We start from the raw sequence: 20023 nt of genomic DNA, 5'->3' as shown, positions 1-20023 counted from the left end.
TGTCAATAAATTTTCTAATACTAAATATGATTAGAAATATATTTAGTATTAGAAAGTAATCAGTTACATATATAATATATTTTTATTCATGTTCTAATAATCTTTTATAGAAAAATTCTATACCAAAAGCTCCTAAAGGTGCGGTTATTAATATGGCAAGCACCGCTATTGTGAGTATGATTTCGCCTGATGCAAAACCTAATGATAAAGGAATTGAACCTATAGCAGCCTGCACTGTTGCTTTAGGACAATATGCTATCATAGAAAATATTCTTTCTTTTTTGTTGAGTTTAGTTTTTATTAATGAAACAATCACTCCTAACATTCTAAATATTAAAGCTCCGAATATTAAAATAATACCTGTAAGTCCAGTATTTAAAGCATAATTTATATTTACAGCGGCACCTACTAATACAAAAAGCATAATTTCAGCAGCTACCCATAGTTTTGAATATTTTAATGAAAGTCTTTTTGCTAGTTCTGCTTTTTTACTTTTTAAATATGCTCCTGTACTCATAACAACCAAGAGTCCTGAAAAGCCTATTATTCCTCCAAATAATTTTGAAATGGAATTTTCTATTGTTACAAGTATGAATGATATACTCAATATTATAACCACTTTGGCACTGTCTCTTATATGAAATCTTGTAAAGAATTTTGCCAATACAAATGCAATCAATATCCCTGCTAAAAGTCCAAAGATAATAGAAGTTGGTATTTTTATGAAGTCAAGTGCAGAAACAGTTCGCCTTTAACAAGAGAAGTAAAAGAAGCGAATAATACTATTACAAAAATATCATCAACTGAAGCACCTGCCATAAGTAATTGAGGTATGCTTTTATTAGTACCGTATTTTTCTTCCATAAGTTTTAACATTTTTGGAACAAGTACTGCAGGAGAAACAGCAGCAACTACAGAACCCATTAAAGCAGCTTCAAGTAAAGTGATATCAAATAGTTTAGGAGCTATTAAAACCATTCCTATTATTTCAAAACTTGCAGGTACAAAGCACATTAATACTGCAGGGCGTCCTACTTTTTTTAAATCTTCTATATCAAGATTAAGTCCTGCACGAGTAAGTATTATAATTAGTGCCAATTCTCTTAAATCTGCTGATATTGAAAGTATTGAATTATCTAATAGATTCAAACAATATGGTCCAAGTATAATTCCTGTTATAATAAGCCCTAAAAGTGAAGGAAGTTTTAAAAGTGAAAATATTTTTCCTAAAATCATTCCGCATAAAAATATTAATGCCAAGCTAAGAAGCATAAAAGTAAATCCTTTTTTAATTGTATTTGATTTTTTATTATGAATAAGAGATTTTAGAAAATATAAAAACTACTATCTGCAAATTCATAAATACTTAAATTATCATTTTTTATCAATTATAATTTAAGTTTATAAAAATCATAAAATTTGCAGAAGTCATCAGCTTTTATATTTTATTGAAATTAAATATCAAGCGGTTTGATTATTTAAAAGAAAAATAATCTAAGGAGACCTCATTCCTTATTTGTGAAAAGCATTTTATCATAAATATTTTTTATTTCAAGTTTTTATTCTTTTTTAGAATTAATAATTTATGCTGCCGCACGTTAAGAGAATCTTTTTTAATAATTCAATTTTTTTATTATTGATATTTTTTTATTTTTGTATTGTTAAACGTGCGGTTGTAAAAAATCATAAAGTTAAAAAAATTAGGGTGGGTGTTATATTTTTTATTTATGTATTAAAGGAATTATGTTATTAGAATATTTAAAAAATTAATAAAGTAATAGGGTGGGCATTCGTAATTAATTTTCTAAGAAATTTAATAAAAAAACCCGCCCTTTTTCTTTTTTATATAATTTTGTATTTATTAATAAAAATTTCTTTTTTACTAAATTTGAAACGGCATTACCCACCCAAGTTTAAATTAGATTTAGAATTTATATTACCGCACGATATATAGAATCTTTTTTAAGAGTTTGTTTTTGAATTATAATAATTTTTTTATTTTTGTGTTATTAAGCGTGCGGAAAATGTTTTTTTACTGAAATTTCAAGTTAAAAATACAAATTAACATTAATATTTTTGAATATATCTAAAATGTTATATTTAAGTAAATTTTTTTGATGTATAAATTTTTTTTATTGTACTTGATATTTATTTATTATCTAATATACTTATAATTATTACTTAATTTCTAAGATTGGAGTATAAAAAGTGAAACATATCAAATTATTAGCTATTTTCTTGATTTTTAGTTGTTCTATATTCGCATTAACTGCTGGTGAAACAGATTTATTTAATGCTATTAATGAAAAAAATGCAGATAATGTATCGAATATACTTTCTAATTCTATGGATATTGATATAAATGTGTTGGATGCAGAAGGATATACTCCTTTACATAGAGCTATTTATAATAAAGATTTAGATACAGTAAATATACTTTTAGAAAATGAAAATATAGATATTAATTCTAAATTGGATATAAAAGTTAGTATAGACGGTTGGTATTTAGGAGGAGCTACTCCTTTAATATTAGCTTCATATATAGGAGCTTCAGATATAGTAACAGTTTTGCTTGATAATAATGCTGATATCAAAGCAAAAGACGATGTTGACGGCAGTATGGCTATACATATGGCATCAGCTAATGGAAATGATGAAGTAGTAAAAGTACTTTTAGAAAAAGACCCAACTACAATAAATGATGTAGATAATAGAGGAAATACTCCATTACATTGGGCAGCTATGAAAGATAGACCTGAAACTGTTAAATTATTAATGGAAAATGGTGCTGATATAGAATCACAAGATGCTGACGGCTGGACTCCTTTGCATTATGCTGCTGCTTTCTCTTCACTTCAAACAGTTCAAACACTTGTAGAATTAGGTGCTGATAAGACAAGTAAAACTAAAGATGGAAATGAGCCTGTATATTATGCTAGACGCGATGATGTTAAGAATTATTTGACAGGAAATGTTGCTATGGCAGAAGGAGAGGAAACTACAGATGAAGAAACTCTAAACGAAGAAACTTCAGATGAGGAAATGGCAGTAGCTGATAATGAACAAACAGATGAAGAAACAATGTCAGAAGAAGTTGTTACAGATGAATCTACAACAGAAGAAGGCCCAACTCAGTATGTTAATAATACAGAATTAGATGTTAAACAGCTTGAACTTTTAGTAGCTATAAAAAATAATGATATAATAGCAGTAAATACTTTAATGAAAGAGGGAGTTAATCCTAATTTTGTAGATGAAAACGGATATTCTCCTTTACATTTAGCTGTTATGAACAATAGTTTAGATTCAGTTGAGGCTTTGCTTGCTTATAAAGATATAGATAAAGAAATCAGACTTCCTTATGAAGCTACTTTAGATAATTGGTATTTAGGCGGAGCTACTCCTTTAATAGTTGCTTCTTATATAGGAAATGCAGATATAATGTATGCACTTATCAATGCTGATTGTAATATAAGAGCTAGAGATGATATAGACGGTGCTATGCCTATACATGTTGCTTCAGCTAATGGAAATGATGATGCAGTAATATTATTATTAGAAAAAGATAAAACTTTAGTAAATGAAACAGACAATAATGGAAATGACACACCATTACATTGGGCAGCTATGAAAGATAAACCTTCTACAGTAAATGTACTTTTGAAATATGGTGCTGATACAAAAATACAAAATACAGACGGAAATACACCTTTACATTATGCTTCTATGTATGCAGGTTCTGAAGTTATAAAAAATATAGTTGCTTCAGATCAATCTAGCGTAAATATGGCAAATAATGAAAATATGTATCCTATACACTATGCTGCTTTAGAGAATAATGTTGATGCTTTAGTAACATTAGTAAATGAAGGTAATGCTGATGTTAATATGAAAGATTCAACAGGAGATACAGCTTTACATTATGCTGCTGCTTATGGCAATATAGACAGTGTTATGGCATTAGTAGAAAAATGTAATGCTGATAAAACATTAAAAGACAATGAAGGTTATACAGCTGCTGATTTAGCTTCAGATAATGGTTATGATAATATAGCTAGTTATTTGAGAGGCGATTCTAAGTATATACCAGAAAATAATGACAAAAATACTGATGAAAATATAGATAAGAATACTGACAGTAAAGAATTAATACTTCCAGAATATAAGAAAAGACCAGATTTGAATAAGAAATGGTGGTAATTAATTTTTTATTTATTATAATTGTGTGATTAAAATAATAGGCTTGGAATTTATTATTAAATTTCAAGCCTTTATTTTTTATATTTGTAAATAAATTTTGTTATATAAGTGATTTGGTATCTAATGAATTATGTATGTAACTAATTGTACGTATAATACATTATTTATGATTTTTTTGATATTTTATTATAAATATAGTAAATTATTTCATTATTGTGAATTTTATAAAATAAATTTTATTGGTAATCATAAAAAAATATGTATAATAAATTTGCATTAGAAACAAATATATAATACAATATAAGATAATATATTAATTGAGAGGAATGAAGAATATGTTTAAAGGCACTACAATATGTGCAGTATGCAGAGACGGCGTTACTGCAATAGCAGGAGATGGACAGGTAACATTAGGCGAAACAGTAATGAAGCCTAATGCAGTAAAATTAAGAAAATTATACGGCGGTAAAGTTATATCAGGTTTTGCTGGTTCTACTGCTGATGCTTTTACATTATTTGAAAAATTTGAAAAAAGATTACAGGAGTTTTCAGGTGATTTGACTAGAGCTGCTGTTGAACTTGCACGTGAATGGAGAACAGATAAGATGCTTAGAAATTTACAGGCTCTTATCATAGTTGCCAGTAAAGATAAAATGCTTTTACTTTCAGGTAATGGAGATGTTATAGAAAGTGAGAATAATATATTAGCTATAGGTAGCGGTGGGCAGTATGCTAAAGCAGCTGCTATGGCATTATGTGAAAATACAGATCTTTCAGCTAAAGAAATAGCAAGAAAGGCACTTGAAATAGCTTCACAGATATGTATATACACTAATAGCAATATTTCTTTGGAGGTTATAGAATAAATATGTCATTTGATGCGAAATTAGAAAGTGAACTTACACCTAGAAGAATAGTAGAATCATTAGATCAATATATAATAGGTCAAACAGAGGCTAAGCGTTCAGTTGCTATAGCTTTAAGAAATAGATATAGAAGACGTCATTTACCAGAAGAATTAAAAGATGAAGTTGCTCCAAAAAATATTATCCTTATAGGGCCTACTGGAGTTGGTAAGACAGAAATAGCTAGAAGATTAGCAAAATTAGTAAATGCTCCTTTCATCAAAGTAGAAGCTACTAAATATACAGAAGTAGGATATGTAGGACGCGATGTTGAGAGTATGGTAAGGGATTTGGTTAATGTTGCTATATTCGATTTAAAAACAGCTATGATGAAAGAAGTAGAAAAAGAAGCTACTGAAATAGCTTTGGATAAATTGGCAAAACTTTTACTTCCATCTGTTAAAAAAGAAGATGAGGCAAATATTTCTAGTGAAGAAATGGAAAAGAAGAAAAATGCCAAAGAACAGATGAAAAAACGCATAGCTAATGGTGATTTTGATGAAAGTTATGTTGAATTAAAGATAACAGGCGGTGGAAATAGAATGTTTGGTATAATTCCAGGCATGGGATTTGAAGAAAGTGATATGATTCAATCTATGGTTGGAAGTATTATGCCTCCTAATAAGAAACATAAACGTTTAAGAGTAAAAGAAGCTAAAAAATATCTTATAAATGAGGCTTCAGAATCTCTTATAGATATGGATAAAATCACTTCAGATGCTTTGAGCCTTACTGAAAATATGGGTATAATATTTTTAGATGAGATAGATAAAATAGCCAGCGGCAATAAAACAGACAGTGCTGATGTTGCAAGACATGGAGTACAGAGAGATTTGCTTCCAATAGTTGAAGGAACAACAGTTAATACAAGATATGGCCCTATAAAAACAGATCATATATTGTTTATTGCGGCAGGTGCATTCCATGTTAATAAACCTTCTGATTTGATTCCAGAACTTCAGGGAAGATTCCCTATAAGAGTGGAATTAAAGGCTTTATCTAAAGAAGATTTTAAAGATATTCTTGTAAATCCTAAGAATGCTATAACTAAACAATATCAGGAACTTCTTAAAACAGAAGGAGTAACTATAGAGTTTGAAGATGCTGCTTTAGAGGCAATAGCAGATATGGCTTATAATATTAATACTAATGTTGAAAATATAGGAGCAAGAAGACTTTACACTATTATGGAAAAAGTTTTTGAGGAAATTTCCTTTACAGCTGATGAACATAAAGGTGAATTTATTAAGATTAATGCCGACAATATTAAAGATGCTATGAAGGATATAGAGGATAATAGAGATATTAGCAGATATATTTTATAATAGTGTTTTGATTTACAGTATAGATTTTTTGTTTTTTTTTTATAAAATTATATAGTGTATAGTTAAAAATATAATTGGAGTTTATAATATGGATAATAACAATAATAATGAACAACAAGATAGTACTGTATTTATTAAGTGGGTGCCTTTGTATGAAACTAGACATAAACTGATAGACAGTCAGCATAAGGAATTAGTTAATATAGTTAATGAACTTTATATGGCTACAGTTGATAATAGTGCCAATACAAATGAGGCTTTCATTAAAGCTATTAAAAAATGTATTGATTATACTCAATATCATTTCAAAACAGAAGAAAAAATAATGGATCTTATTAATTATTCTGATGCTGAAAACCATAAGGCTATGCATAAGAGTTTTTATTTAGAAATAGTTGATCAAATCAGGAAATATGAAGAAGGTCAGCCATTCGTAGCAAATAAATTTATTAAATTCTTAAAAGATTGGCTTTTAGAGCATATCGGTTTCCAAGATAAGAAATTTGTAAATGAAATCAAGGAAGCTTTAAAGAAAAAAGAAGGTAATCAATAAATTTGCTTGATATTTAAGATTTATAACATTATTATTCTTTATAATAAATAATAAAAATGGAACATAGGAAAATTTATAAGTGTCAAAAAGTAATTCATATACCGTTGGGGTAATCATATTAAGTATTATTAGTGCTATACTTTTATCTTTGGCTTTTCCACCATTAAATTTATTTCCTATATCTTTTATTGCTTTTGTTCCGCTTAACATTATTATATATAAATCAGATAAAATTAGATATTATATAATAGCAGCATCCATATTTGTATTCCTATTTTTCGGATACCTGCTTATGTGGGTAACTTCCTTTATGCTTAAGGAAACAGAGGCTATAGTTTCTTTTCTGACATTATTTACTATACTGTTTTTAATAATATTCTTATTTTATTTCCCAGCTATGCTTTTAAGCGGATTTTTATCTAAGAAATTACCTCAGTTTAGATTTTTAGCTATACCGCTTGTATTTACATTTATGGAATATATGAGAAATGTAGGATATCTTGGTTTTCCTTGGGGAATTATAGGATATTCTCAATGGAATTTCTCTTTATTTATACAGTCAGCAGATATATTTGGTGTATTAGGTGTTAGTTTCTTTGTGTATTTTTCTAATGCTGTCATAGCTCATTACCTAGTATTATTTGTAGAAAAAAATGATAATAAGAAAAAAAATAAAAGAGCTTATATACCAGCTTTAGTATTTGTAGTATCATTTGCAGTTGTAATGATATATGGTGCTATAAGGATTAATGTAGAAGAATCAAAAAGAGTATTGCAGCCTAAAACTAAAATAGCTTTGATACAGAAATCTTTTGATCCAAATATATATTGGAATAATATTTATACTGGAGAACCATTTAGGAAGAATTCTAAAGGCATACAAGGTTTTGCTGAAAAGTTTCTTTTAAAACCTGAAAAATTTGTTAGTGAGGAAAAACCTGATGGAGTAACACAGAATGGTACTGTATCAGTGAAACGTGTAGCTAATTTGGCAAGAGATGCGGCACTTTCTAAACCTTCTTTGATAGTATATCCTGAATCTGTTACATTAGATTCTTATGGTTTTTATATATCTGAATATAAAGAAATTTTTGATTATGGACTAGCTTCAAATTCTATGTATCCCGGAGTATATAATACTTATCTTTTATATGATATGATTAGATATACTCAAACTTATCATTTATTAGGAACCACAATTATAAAAGAAGATACCAATAAAGATGCTTATAATCCTTATAAGTATTATAATGGTATGGAGTTTATTAATGATAGGGGTAATGTAATAGGTGAATATTCTAAGATTAAACTTGTACCTGGAGGAGAATCATATCCTTTTCAAGATAATGAATTCTTACTTAATACTTTCCCTTTCAAAAATATAATAAATTTCATGTATGCTCAATTTGATAAAGCAGGTGCAAATAGATGGGATAGAGGTAAAAGTATTACAGTATTTAATCACCCTAATGGTTATACTTTTTCAGGCATTATATGTTTTGAAAGTGCATTCGGTGATTTTGTTAGAAAATTTGTATATGATGGGGCACAAACTTTAGCTGTTATAACAGAAGATGCTTGGTCTTATAGCGATGAGTCTTTACTTCAGCATTTTTATATGTCCATATTTAGGGCTATAGAAAATAGACGCGATATAGTTCATAATGGTAATTCTGGCGTTACTGGACATATATCAAGTACTGGTAAAATCATAGCTACACTTCCTTTCTGGAAGCCTGATTATATGGTGGCTAATGTTGCTCTTAATAGTGCTACAACAATATATACTAAATTCGGTGAATGGTTTGTTGCTCTTTGTTTCATAGGAATTTGTGTACTTTTATTTTTTGCTACTACAAAAACTTTAATTGAATTAAAAGAAATAATTAAAAAACGCTTCTTTGCTAAAACATTAGAAACAGTACCAGTTGCTCCGGCAGCTCCTTCAGCTAAAAAAGTTGATGAATATATTAACAATGATTCTAATAATGATTTACCTAGTTTAGATGATATAGAAGAATTAGTTAAAAAAGATATAGTAGCAGAGAAAAATAATGTTATTGAAAAAGATAATGCAGTTCAAAAAGATAATATAATTAAAAAAGACAATACTATTGAAAAAGATGTTAAAAATAACATAAATGAAAACATTATTGATAAAAAAGAAAATCAGCAAGTTAAAGAAACTCAAAAATCTATAAAAGCAGAAAATAAGGCTATTACTGTTGATAAGCCTTTAGTGAAAGCGGAGAAAGAAGCTGATAAAAAAATAGATATTTTTTCTGATAAAAAGTATATGGCTGATGATACTACCAAAAGCTATAGTATATTTGATGATACTAAATACACATCAGATATTTCATCTACTTTGAGTACAATTATTGAAGAAAATGAAAAAGTTTTTGATAAAGGTAAGGTTATGAAGAAAAATAATAAAATGAAAAAAGATGATAAATAGAGGAAAAGCATGTTAGGGGCTATTAGAGTACTTATAGCGACAGATTCCAAAAATATTTCTGGACTGCTTAATAACATTTTAGCGAATTACTATAGAATAAATGTTGTTGGAGTAGTTTATAATGGTATAGAGGCCTATAAGTCTATAGTATCTCTCAAGCCTGATTTTGCTGTTATGGATGCAGATCTTCCTTTGATGGGCGGTTTAGAAATTCTAAAATTATTAAAAAAGGAAAATATAAAGATTAATATTTTAATAATGAGTTCTTTAGCACATAATCAAGATGCATCTATGAGAGGTTTTGATTTAGGTGTTTTGGAATTTATTCAAAAGACTAGAAATATTTCCGCCGAATTTATTAAAGATAATATTCTTAGCAGGATAATAGAAATATCTAAAAAACAATCAGATGATTTAGAATATGTACCGGAATCTAATATAGATTATAATTTTAATTTTCTTAACAATACGCCATCGCCAACTACTACTACCACTATTGCTTCAAATACTAATAAAACAACAGTTGATGACAATGAACAAACATATCTTAATAAATTTGATGATAATGTTAGAATAATACCTTTTAATCAAAAACAGGTTGCATCAGCTATATCTAAAATTCTTAAATTTGATTTAAAGCCTCCAAAGTTGGTCGCAATAGGAATATCTACAGGAGGCCCTAGAGCTTTGAGGATTATGCTTCCTAGTTTGCCTAGTGATTTTCCGCTTCCTATACTTATATCGCAGCATATACCTAAAGAATTTTCTTCATCTTTAATATCTAGTTTACAGGATATATGTAAGATAAGAATTAAAGAGGCAACTGTTGATGAAGAATTAGCTCCTTCAATAGTTTATATATCTCCCGGTGATAAGAATATGGGAGTGTATATGGACTCTAAAGGAAAAATAAGAATTAAATTTTATCCGGATACAGAGCATAAATTTATTTATACTCCTTGTGTTAATTATTTATTTGAAACCATTGATAATGTATTGGTTGATAAAGCTGTAGCTATTGTTATGACAGGTATGGGTAATGATGGTACAAATGGTATGATTAGCTTATACAAGCATGGTAATTTATGTATAGCACAAGATAGAGAAAGTTCTACTGTATTTGGAATGCCTAGAAGTGTTATAGAAAATAAAGCTGTGCATGTGGTTTTATCTCTTTATGATATTGCAGAGTTTTTAATACAATATATGAGGTTGAAAAGAGTATGAAAAATATTTTAATAATATTTTGTTTTATGACATTGATGCTTTTTACTTCTTGTAAAAAAGAGTATGAGGCTAATAGTGAATATAGTATTTATGAGTATGAAAATTATATTTCTAAATTGATTTCAAATAAGGATACATTGGAATTTACTTCTAATTTTGTTTTGAATTTAGATGAGAATGTTGTTAAGACTTTAAATGAAATGTCTTTAATATATGAGCTTACTCCAGTTAATATTATAGAATCTATAAAAAATATGGGAGCTTTATATCAGAGAATATTTTCAAATAATGATGATGCTCTTTGTAATTATTTGCCTAAAGAAGGCGGTTATTATGATGTAAGCATAACTTATAAAAAATATAAAGATGTTGTAATAGCACAATTTGAATATCCTTCTTTTAATGAGATATCTGAAAATTCTATTGAATTTGTTGCTATTTATTTGAATGATAAATGGAATTTACTTACTATTAATTTTTTAAATATTTAAGGATTCTTCTCAATGAAAAAAATTTTTATTGCATTAATAATGATTGTATCGCTTCTATTTGTTTCTTGTTTGGAAGATTTGGATAGTACTAAGAAAAAATCTTTATTTGTTTTTTATGATGAAATGAAAAATGAAATATTAAAAGATAATATAAATTGGATAGAAAAAAATTCTAATATAGACAATATAGAAAATATTAAAGATATTTTAATAGATAATAATGATTCTGTAAAAAAATTGATATCATCTTCAAATGGAGAATACTCTGTTACTATTAATTATACAATAGGTGATAATACAAGTCCTTATAAAGGTTATTATATTATTAGAAATTCAGAGTTTTCACCTACTTATTATTATATAAGAGTTGTAAATGAATCAAATAAATGGAAAATAGAATCTATTGATAAATTGCCTTTAAAATAATAAAACTATTTTTTATTCTTGCAGCGAAGTACATTTTATGAAGCGTCAGTCTTTAATTATCAAATAAATTAATTTGCAGCTATTACCAATGTTGTGCGGCTCAATATTTATTTTATATAAAAAATATTAATAGTTAAAAATAATAGTGATATTTACAAAAAATATTAAATATACTAAAATAAAAATAACTATTTAATATTTTTTTAAAATAAATAAGGAAAATAATATGTATACGATAAAAGCCCCATGTAAAATAAATCTTTCTCTTGATATAACTTCAAAAAGAGAAGACGGATATCATTTGATTGAATCTTTATTTCATACAGTTAATTTATATGATATTATAAATATTGAAAAATCAGATGAATATAAAATATCAACTTCAGGTAAATTTGCTTTGAAAGATGAAAGCGAAGATAATATAGTAACAAAAATATTTAAATATTTCAAAAATGACATGGGACTTAAAGATAATTATAATATACATATAGAAAAAAACATACCTACAGGTGCAGGACTTGGAGGAGGTTCTTCAGATGCTGCTAATGTTATTAAGTTTTTTTTAAATGAATTAAATATTAAAGCTGATAATAGTTTGATAGAATCCTTTTCAAAATTCGGTGCTGATATTCCTTTCTTTATAAAAGGAGGCTGTGCTTGGGTTTCAGGAATAGGTGAAAAAATAATAAATTATGATTTTACTTTGCCTTATGATATAATATTAATTTTTCCTAATATTCATGTTTCTACAAAATTGGCTTATTCAAAATTTGTAAAAGAAGATTTTAATAAATCAGATATATTTGCCATAAAGAATATGTTTGATAATAAAAATATTGATTTTAAAAGTATAGTTTCTCATACATATAATATATTTGAAAAAAATGTATTTAATTTGGAAAATAAAATAGAATCTATAAAAATACAAGCAGAAAATATATTAAATAGAAAAGTATCAATGAGCGGTTCTGGTTCTTCACTTTTTGCTTTATATGAAAGAGATGATAAAAATATAGACAGTGATTTAGAAAAATTAAAATCTCAAATGAATATAGACATTTATAAATTGAGTTTGATTTAATTGTATTTACTTTTTTTTATGTTATAATTGGGCTTTATTATAAAAAAAATTAAAGAAATAAGATTTATAAAATGATAAAAAGAATATTTGTTATATTATTGATATATGCTTCTTTAACTTATGCAGCATCTACATCTTCAAAGCATTCATTGTCTATTTTGGACACAACAAGCACAAGATCAAAAGGTATGATGAAGTCAGGATTTTTAATTGGTAATGATTCTTCATCTATATTTATGAATGCTGCTTCCTTGATGGGAGTATTAAGAGACAGCGTTAATTTAAATTATACTGTTACATCAGATCCAAAAAATGAATATATATTCAATGCTTCCTATGCTCATATAGGGGCTTCTTATGCAGTGGGCGTTGGTTTTGCTTCCGAGATTAATAAAATATATTCTTATGATAATTCTGGAATAAAAAAGAATGATATATACAGCGGATTATATTTGATAAATGTTGGTGCCGCTTATGCTATTAATGATAATGCTTTTATAGGCGGAAATATAAAAACAGTAATTAATAATAGCGAAAAAGATAATAACTTTGGTATGTTTTTTGATGTATCATATATGCAGTCATTATTTACTCCTAGTTTGAAGCTTGGTATTGGAGTGAGAAATTTTGGTTTTTATGATAATGTTTTTGCAAAAGTTGATACAGATATAGTAGCTTCATTAGCTTACAGTAAAAGCGATAATAGTTTTTCTATAACAGCACAATATACTATATCAGTACCTTCTGTTACACATAATGTATCAGTTGGTCTTGAAGCTATGATTATAGATTTTAATAAATTAGGTTTATTTAAAGAAAAAGGCACTTGGTATGATGATTTGCCTGAAACTATATTAGATGCTCCTAGTGCTATACAAAAGAGATTTGCAACTAAATTGCCTAGCGGTATTTTAGCTAGAGTAGGAGTAGGCAATAAAGGTGCTTCTTTGGGTTTATCTATTTATGTGAAATTATTCAGACTTGATTATGCTATTTGTTTTGATAATTTTAGTAAAGATAATATTTCACATGATATAGGTATGAGTTTTATGTTTTAATTAAGTAATTGATTTATTATGGCTATTTGTAAACAAAAAATATCTAGTACAGAAAATTGCGACAGAGAAGAATATAAAGATGGTTTATGCATTATTCATCATGATAGTGATGATAAACCAGAGGGACTTTTCAGACGTATTATAAGAGATGATATTTATAGAGGATATTATAATTTCTCTTATATGATTAGTTATGATGGATTTAGTTTTGAGGGATTAAAAATATTAAAAGATGCCAATTTATTATTTAGAAATTCTTCATTTTACGGCCCATTTCATATAAGAAATTATGATTTAAAAGCTTCTTTGGATTTTACAGATTCTGATTTTGACAGCGGTATTTTTATAGTTATGTCTAATGTTCATAAAGAAATAATTATTAAAAATTCTAAAATAAATATGGATTTTAATATGTCTTTATCAAATCTTTATTCGCTTGATATTGATAATATAACTGTTGATTGTAACTGCAGTATTTCTAATTCGGATATAATGGATAAATTAAAATTTAACCATATATATTTTAAGAATAATTTTAGTTTGCTTAATTCTAGTTTGATAGGCGATGCTAGTTTTGAAAATATTGTTATAGAAGGCGACGCTGACTTTAGGAATATTAAATTTTATAAATCATTGAAATTTGAAAATGTACAGATAAAAGGCAATACTATACCTGTTGAAATTACAGAAAATAAGAATATAGAATTTAAAAATGTAGTTATAAACGGAAAACTTATAGAAGATAATCAAAAAGAGAAAAAAGAAAAAGAAAAGAAGAAAAAAGAATTAGAACAAATTAAAGAAGCTAAAGATAAAATGTATAAAGAAACTTTGCTTAATAATAAGTATTCTAATAGAAAAAATAACAATTAGAATACTTATTATTAATAATATTTAAAGTAAATGTCTTTTATCTTTTAAATCTTCATTTTCTCTTATGTCTTTTAATATATCTTTGATTTTTGAATCTCTGTTATTAGGATATATTAAAAGTACACCATTAGATTTTACTATAGTTAAATCTTTTACGCCATCTATTGCTATGAAAGTTTCTTTATCATCATTAATTATAATATTATCATGTGATTCTTTAGCATATACATTTCCAACAATTACATTATTATTGTTATCTTTATCATGTATTCTTCCCAAAGCAGAAAAAGCACCTAAATCGTCCCAGAAGAAATGAGCCTTAATACATATAATATTTTCTAACTTTTCCATTATACCAAAGTCGAATGATACTTTGTCTATAGTTTTGAATATTTCTTCTTTTTCATTATCATCTTTTGCTTTTAAAGTTGCCATTACTTTATTATATGTATCAGGCATAAATTCATTAACAGAATTCAATATATTATCAGCAGACCATATAAACATTCCGCTATTCCATAAATAATTGCCGTCTTCCAAAAATTTGCATGCATTTTCATAATTAGGCTTTTCTACAAATCTGTCAACATTATATTCATTATCTTTAATTTTATCTTTAAGTTTTATATATCCATAACCAGTTTCAGCTCTGTTTGGATTTATTCCTATAATTACAATATGATTTGTAGTTTTGGTTACTTCAATGGAATCTTCTATAGATTTTATAAATAATTTTTCATCTTTTATGATAGGGTCAGCAGGAAGTATTGCTACAATTGCTTCTCCTATTCTTTCTTTTATTACAGATACACCTAATGCTATAGCTGCTGTAGTATCTCTGCCTAATGGTTCATATATTATATTTTCTTTTTTGAATGACGGAATATATTTTGCAAACGCTTCTTCATACCTTTTTCCAGTAACTATAAATATATTATCTTCTGTAGTTATTTTTAATGCCCTATTGATCGTTTGCTCTATTAATGATTTGTCTTCTATAATGTTTAAAAATTGCTTTGGCTTATTCTCTCTGCTTAGAGGCCATAGTCTTTCTCCTATTCCTCCGGCTATAATAAGTATAGCTTTTTTCATTATTTATATCCTTTTTTATTATTTTATATTATTAATTATAGTTAAAAAAGAGATAAAAAACAAGGATTATAGTATTTTTATTATCATAAAATTGTGTCATAAAAGATATTTTTTAATCTAAACTCTATTTACATTTTATACATTAGTTTAAAAAAAAATCATTTTTATGTAAAAAATGTAGTTATAATATGAATAAATAAATATAAATCTATGAATATTAATTATAATTTAAATATTTTTTATTTGACAAAAATTTCATTATGTATTAATCTTTATACTATAATGGGGAGAGTTTTTTATTAATTTTATTTTGAGAGGTTATATGAACAATACTGAGCAACTAATATATGACGATGATGACATGCTATCACCTATTGACGCAGCAAAAATAGTCGGGGTTTCAAGAACTACAGTTAATTATTGGGTTAGACATTATGGTCTAAAAGCGGATATCACTCCTGGAAAAAGATATAAAATACGTTATGCTGATTTGAAAGCTTTTTTAGCCTTTAACAAAAAAGACAAAAGAATGAAATTAAAAAGAAAACATTCTAAATACAAAATAGCCCTCATAGAACCTATGGAGATTACAAGAAAAAACTATCTTGAATGGTTAAGTGATGATTATGATATAGTTTGCATATCTAATCTTACTAATCCGCTTAAAGAACTAAAAAAAATTTCTCCTGATATAATTTTGATGGATATTAATTTATCAGAAGATAAGGATTATTTCTATTTATTAGATGAAATAAAAAAAGAAATATCTTTAAGAACAGCATTAATAATAATCATTACTAAAAGATACAATGAAGATGATGTAGTTAATGGTTTAGAGAAAGGTGCTTGCGACTATGTTAAAAAACCTGTAGGTCAAAATGAACTTAAAGCTAGAATAAAAAATGCTATAAGATTTTATGTTGATGTATGATCATAGCATATTGATAGGATCTATATCTATTTCTACATAATTGCCTTTTTGAGCTGTAAAACTGTCATTAAGTTTTTTGAAGAATCCTTTTAATAGGGAATGAGATGGAGTTTTTATTAATATATTCCATCTATAATATTTATTTAATTTACTTATTGTGCAGGCTACAGCTCCTAATATGATAATTTTATCAGAATCATTATAAGTTTCCATTCTAAGCATATCGGCTATCATATTGGCATCACTTTCAACCTTTTTCTCGTCTAATCCTCTTATAACCAATCTTACCAATCTTGAAAATGGAGGGTAATTTAAAGGAGCTTTTCTGTTTTCTATTTCTCTATTATAGAATGATATATAATCATGATTTTTGGCACATTCAATACTGTAATTATTAGGCGAATAAGTTTGTATATATACAACACCTTTTTTTTCACCCCTTCCGCTTCTTCCCGCAACTTGAGTTATTAAATTGAATGTTCTTTCAGCACTTCTAAAATCTGGAATATGAAGCGACATATCTGCAAATAAAACACCAACCAAAGTAACATTAGGAAAATCAAGTCCTTTAGCTATCATTTGTGTTCCTATAAGTATATCTATTTCTCCGTCAGAAAATCTTTTGAATATTTTTTCGTAATTTTTAGTTCCGCCTACGGTATCCTGATCCATTCTTTCTATTACAGCTTTTGGAAATAGTATATTTAAATGTTCTTCAACTTTTTCTGTACCGCTTCCTATTCTTTCAAAATGTCCTATCTTACATTCATCACAAAGTTCATCTAAAAATTGTGTATATCCGCAGTAATGGCACATAACCACATTTTTCTTTTTATGATATGTTAAAGAAACAGAACAATTAGGACATTCTAATACCCTTTGACAATATGAACAAGTAACAACAGGGGCATATCCTTTTCTATTTAAAAATAATATAATCTGTTCTTTCTTTTCTAATTTGTTATTGATTTCTTCTACCAATTTTTGAGTTATCATTGGAAATGCTTCTGCTCTTTTTTCTTTTTTCAAATCTAATATTTTTACTTCAGGCATATTCACAGAAGCAGCTCTTTTATTTAGAGTAAGAAGTTCTATTTTACCAGTTGTAGCATGATAAAAACTTTCTATAGATGGAGTAGCACTTCCTAATAGCAATGTAGCATTTTCTTTACTTTTTCTATAGAATGCAACTTGCCTTGCATGGTACCTTGGAGTATCTCCTGCCTTATAACTGGTTTCATGTTCTTCGTCTATTACTATGATTCCTAAATTAGGAGTAGGGGAGAATATAGCACTTCTTGCACCTATAACAATTTTTATCTCATCTTTTTTTATCATTTGCCAGTATCTGTATTTAGAATTTGGAGATAATTTACTATGAAGTACAGCTATTTTACCTTCAAATCTTTCAGCAAATCTTTTGATAGTTTGAGGTGTCAAAGATATTTCAGGAAGTATAACAATAGCCTGCTTTCCCATATCTACGACTTTTTTAATAGCCTGCAGATAAACTTCTGTTTTACCGCTTCCAGTTACACCATGAAGTAAAAAAGTTTTTGGATTATTAGATTCTATACTTTCATTGATTCTTTTTAGTACAGTTTCTTGTTCATCATTAAGTTTTAAATATGGTTTTTGTTTTGCAGGTATTGGTTTAGCTTTTTTTTCTTTTTTTGCGGGTGTTCCTACAGGCAATGCAGCGAAAAGTGCTTCTCCGAAAGATGAATGGTAATAATTACTCATCCATTTAGCTAATTGAAATTCTTTATCTGAACAGATAGGTTCAAGATCAATTCTAGCTTTGATAGGATATACTTTATAGTCACCATCTAAAGTTTCGATTTCTTCAATAACGATGCCTTTGTTGTTTTTTCCTTTAATAGGGGCAACAACCCTACATCCTACCAAGCTATCATTAATCTCATCTGGTTTTTTGTATGTAAGTATTTTATCTATTGGTAAATTAAAAATGACTTTGACATACATTATTAATTACATTTTTTCACGGCGTTTTTTATCTTCGTATTTAGCCATACAATTTACGCATCTTAAAGTATAAGGTAAAGCAGTTAATCTTTCTTCATTGATTTCTTCTTTACAATCTATACATTTACCATAAGATCCGTCTTCTATTCTTTTAAGAGCATTATTAAGCATTTCTAACTTATCTTTTTCTTTTTGAGAAAAATTAACTAAATTTTGTTTTTCATAAGCCTGAAATGCTATATCTGCCATATCTCCATATGAATCTTCTTTAAGAGCTTCATAAGTTTCGTTACCGCTTAAAAGCTCATCTAAAGTTTTCTTCTTTTCTTCTAGTAATAAATCTTTAAACTTCTTTAATTTCTTAGCAGTCATTTATATAAACCTTTTATCTAAAAATATAATTGCTAGGATAAAAACTTAACGTTTAGAGAATTGGAAGCGTTTTCTAGCACCAGATCTACCATATTTCTTACGTTCAACAACACGGGAATCTCTTGTAAGAAAACCATTTCTTTTTAAAGTAGTTCTGAAATCCTGACTTTCGCTAACTAAAGCTTTAGCAATACCATGTCTAACAGCATCAGCCTGAGCAGAAACTCCGCCGCCATGTACATTAGCTAATACATCATATTTACCAAAATTACCTGTTACTTTTAAAGCATCTTCTACAACTTTGATAAGAGCTGCTCTATTGCAGAAATAATCAGTGTAATTTTTACCATTTATTAATATTTTACCGCTTCCTAAAGTTATACGTACTCTAGCATTAGCTGTTTTTCTTTTACCAGTAAAAATAGTTAATTGTTTAGCTGCCATTGTTATCTCCTAATTATATATTTACTACAGTAGGTTTGTTAGCTTCATGCGGATGCTCACTTCCAGCATACACTTTTAATTTTTTAAGATGAAGTCTGCCTAATGGGTTATGAGAAAGCATGCCTTTTACAGCTATTTTTACCATTCTTTCAGGGTTTTTCTCAAGTAGTTCGCCATAAGTTATAGCTTTTATACCACCAGGATAACCAGTATGTCTATAGTGAATTTTTCCTTTCTTTTTATTTCCTGTTAAAACTATGTCTTTAGCATTGATTATAATAACATAATCACCATTATCTAAATTGTATGCATAGTCAACTTTGTGTTTACCTTTAAGCATATAAGCTGCTCTGCTAGCAACTCTTCCCAATGACTTACCTTTAGCATCAATAATTAACCAATTTTGTTTGATATCTTTTTGTGATAAAACGTAAGTACTATTTTTTGTTTTCAATGTTTTTTTATCCATAAAATACACACCTTGATTTAACGTTTTAAAAAATTTGGTAGTTTTTAATCTAAAAATGTAACGGTGCGTAATTATAACATCAAAATAGTGTAAAGTCAAATTTTAATGCTGTATATTTTATTATTAATTATT

The 20023-nt window shown here is 27.3% G+C and carries 17 protein-coding genes and 1 pseudogene; 12 read left to right on the top strand and 6 right to left on the bottom strand.

Annotated features, from left to right (window positions below; translation table 11 throughout):
- Positions 1 to 82: 82 nt before the first annotated feature.
- Positions 83 to 1272: pseudogene (locus R4K56_RS01745) on the bottom strand (cation:proton antiporter).
- A gap of 936 nt (positions 1273 to 2208) precedes the next feature.
- Between R4K56_RS01745 and R4K56_RS01740 the strand changes: the two are divergent.
- The 11 genes from R4K56_RS01740 (at position 2209) to R4K56_RS01690 (ending at position 14597) form a co-directional block, all read left to right on the top strand.
- Entirely contained in the window at positions 2209 to 4200 is a 1992-nt protein-coding gene (locus tag R4K56_RS01740) for an ankyrin repeat domain-containing protein (protein ID WP_335771771.1), read from the top strand.
- 335 nt (positions 4201 to 4535) lie between these two features.
- Positions 4536 to 5066, top strand: a complete 531-nt coding sequence (gene hslV / locus R4K56_RS01735; RefSeq protein ID WP_335757869.1) for an ATP-dependent protease subunit HslV — start codon at positions 4536 to 4538, stop codon at positions 5064 to 5066.
- A 2-nt stretch (positions 5067 to 5068) separates the two neighbouring features.
- Positions 5069 to 6430, top strand: a complete 1362-nt coding sequence (gene hslU, locus R4K56_RS01730) for an ATP-dependent protease ATPase subunit HslU (protein WP_335757868.1) — start codon at positions 5069 to 5071, stop codon at positions 6428 to 6430.
- Between the two features lie 88 nt (positions 6431 to 6518).
- A complete protein-coding gene (locus R4K56_RS01725; RefSeq protein WP_335757867.1) occupies positions 6519 to 6983 on the top strand; it encodes a bacteriohemerythrin in 465 nt (154 codons plus the stop codon).
- 79 nt (positions 6984 to 7062) lie between these two features.
- Positions 7063 to 9441 (top strand): apolipoprotein N-acyltransferase, encoded by a 2379-nt coding sequence (lnt, locus tag R4K56_RS01720; protein WP_335771770.1) that lies wholly within the window; start codon positions 7063 to 7065, stop codon positions 9439 to 9441.
- A 9-nt stretch (positions 9442 to 9450) separates the two neighbouring features.
- The gene (locus R4K56_RS01715) at positions 9451 to 10668 is read left to right on the top strand and encodes a chemotaxis protein CheB (RefSeq protein ID WP_335771769.1); all 1218 of its coding nucleotides are present in this window, start codon (positions 9451 to 9453) and stop codon (positions 10666 to 10668) included.
- Entirely contained in the window at positions 10665 to 11159 is a 495-nt protein-coding gene (locus R4K56_RS01710; protein ID WP_297298839.1) for a hypothetical protein, read from the top strand. The genes R4K56_RS01715 and R4K56_RS01710 overlap by 4 nt, the downstream gene beginning before the upstream one ends.
- 12 nt (positions 11160 to 11171) lie before the next feature.
- A complete protein-coding gene (locus R4K56_RS01705) occupies positions 11172 to 11585 on the top strand; it encodes a hypothetical protein (protein WP_335771768.1) in 414 nt (137 codons plus the stop codon).
- 226 nt (positions 11586 to 11811) lie between these two features.
- Positions 11812 to 12666 (top strand): 4-(cytidine 5'-diphospho)-2-C-methyl-D-erythritol kinase, encoded by an 855-nt coding sequence (gene ispE, locus R4K56_RS01700; RefSeq protein ID WP_335771767.1) that lies wholly within the window; start codon positions 11812 to 11814, stop codon positions 12664 to 12666.
- 71 nt (positions 12667 to 12737) lie between these two features.
- The gene (locus R4K56_RS01695) at positions 12738 to 13724 is read left to right on the top strand and encodes a hypothetical protein (RefSeq protein WP_335769952.1); all 987 of its coding nucleotides are present in this window, start codon (positions 12738 to 12740) and stop codon (positions 13722 to 13724) included.
- 18 nt (positions 13725 to 13742) lie between these two features.
- Entirely contained in the window at positions 13743 to 14597 is an 855-nt protein-coding gene (locus tag R4K56_RS01690) for a hypothetical protein (RefSeq protein WP_335757726.1), read from the top strand.
- Positions 14598 to 14618: 21 nt separating this feature from the next.
- Here the strand turns inward: R4K56_RS01690 and R4K56_RS01685 are convergent, their stop codons facing one another.
- Positions 14619 to 15689: a mannose-1-phosphate guanylyltransferase gene (locus tag R4K56_RS01685; RefSeq protein WP_335771766.1), complete on the bottom strand. Its 1071-nt coding sequence runs from the start codon at positions 15687 to 15689 to the stop codon at positions 14619 to 14621.
- A gap of 322 nt (positions 15690 to 16011) precedes the next feature.
- Here R4K56_RS01685 and R4K56_RS01680 point away from each other — a divergent pair, with 322 nt between their 5' ends.
- Positions 16012 to 16620: a response regulator gene (locus tag R4K56_RS01680; protein WP_297300531.1), complete on the top strand. Its 609-nt coding sequence runs from the start codon at positions 16012 to 16014 to the stop codon at positions 16618 to 16620.
- Here R4K56_RS01680 and priA read toward each other — a convergent pair whose 3' ends face one another.
- The 4 genes from priA to rplM are packed head-to-tail and all read right to left on the bottom strand — an operon-like array spanning position 16621 to position 19891.
- Positions 16621 to 18606, bottom strand: coding sequence for a replication restart helicase PriA (gene priA, locus R4K56_RS01675; protein ID WP_297300530.1), 1986 nt, complete (start codon positions 18604 to 18606; stop codon positions 16621 to 16623).
- Between the two features lie 6 nt (positions 18607 to 18612).
- Positions 18613 to 18978 (bottom strand): TraR/DksA family transcriptional regulator, encoded by a 366-nt coding sequence (locus R4K56_RS01670; RefSeq protein ID WP_335771765.1) that lies wholly within the window; start codon positions 18976 to 18978, stop codon positions 18613 to 18615.
- Positions 18979 to 19023: 45 nt separating this feature from the next.
- Positions 19024 to 19422 (bottom strand): 30S ribosomal protein S9, encoded by a 399-nt coding sequence (gene rpsI, locus R4K56_RS01665; RefSeq protein WP_297300528.1) that lies wholly within the window; start codon positions 19420 to 19422, stop codon positions 19024 to 19026.
- Positions 19423 to 19435: 13 nt separating this feature from the next.
- On the bottom strand, positions 19436 to 19891 hold the full coding sequence (gene rplM / locus R4K56_RS01660) for a 50S ribosomal protein L13 (protein ID WP_335757724.1): 456 nt from the start codon (positions 19889 to 19891) through the stop codon (positions 19436 to 19438).
- Positions 19892 to 20023 lie beyond the last annotated feature (132 nt).

The organism is Brachyspira pulli (genome assembly GCF_036997785.1).
Taxonomy (GTDB): domain Bacteria; phylum Spirochaetota; class Brachyspiria; order Brachyspirales; family Brachyspiraceae; genus Brachyspira; species Brachyspira pulli.
Note: the sequence above shows the minus strand (reverse complement) of the source record. Positions and strands in the feature narration are given on the sequence as shown.

Bases quoted from the DNA above. Each gene is read 5' to 3' on its own strand.
- hslV (WP_335757869.1), top strand. From the start codon at position 4,536: ATGTTTAAAGGCACTACAATATGTGCAGTATGCAGAGACGGCGTTACT.
- hslU (WP_335757868.1), top strand. From the start codon at position 5,069: ATGTCATTTGATGCGAAATTAGAAAGTGAACTTACACCTAGAAGAATA.
- R4K56_RS01725 (WP_335757867.1), top strand. From the start codon at position 6,519: ATGGATAATAACAATAATAATGAACAACAAGATAGTACTGTATTTATT.
- R4K56_RS01715 (WP_335771769.1), top strand. From the start codon at position 9,451: ATGTTAGGGGCTATTAGAGTACTTATAGCGACAGATTCCAAAAATATT.
- R4K56_RS01710 (WP_297298839.1), top strand. From the start codon at position 10,665: ATGAAAAATATTTTAATAATATTTTGTTTTATGACATTGATGCTTTTT.
- R4K56_RS01705 (WP_335771768.1), top strand. From the start codon at position 11,172: ATGAAAAAAATTTTTATTGCATTAATAATGATTGTATCGCTTCTATTT.
- ispE (WP_335771767.1), top strand. From the start codon at position 11,812: ATGTATACGATAAAAGCCCCATGTAAAATAAATCTTTCTCTTGATATA.
- R4K56_RS01695 (WP_335769952.1), top strand. From the start codon at position 12,738: ATGATAAAAAGAATATTTGTTATATTATTGATATATGCTTCTTTAACT.
- R4K56_RS01690 (WP_335757726.1), top strand. From the start codon at position 13,743: ATGGCTATTTGTAAACAAAAAATATCTAGTACAGAAAATTGCGACAGA.
- R4K56_RS01685 (WP_335771766.1), bottom strand. From the start codon at position 15,689: ATGAAAAAAGCTATACTTATTATAGCCGGAGGAATAGGAGAAAGACTA.
- R4K56_RS01680 (WP_297300531.1), top strand. From the start codon at position 16,012: ATGAACAATACTGAGCAACTAATATATGACGATGATGACATGCTATCA.
- priA (WP_297300530.1), bottom strand. From the start codon at position 18,606: ATGTATGTCAAAGTCATTTTTAATTTACCAATAGATAAAATACTTACA.
- R4K56_RS01670 (WP_335771765.1), bottom strand. From the start codon at position 18,978: ATGACTGCTAAGAAATTAAAGAAGTTTAAAGATTTATTACTAGAAGAA.
- rpsI (WP_297300528.1), bottom strand. From the start codon at position 19,422: ATGGCAGCTAAACAATTAACTATTTTTACTGGTAAAAGAAAAACAGCT.
- rplM (WP_335757724.1), bottom strand. From the start codon at position 19,891: ATGGATAAAAAAACATTGAAAACAAAAAATAGTACTTACGTTTTATCA.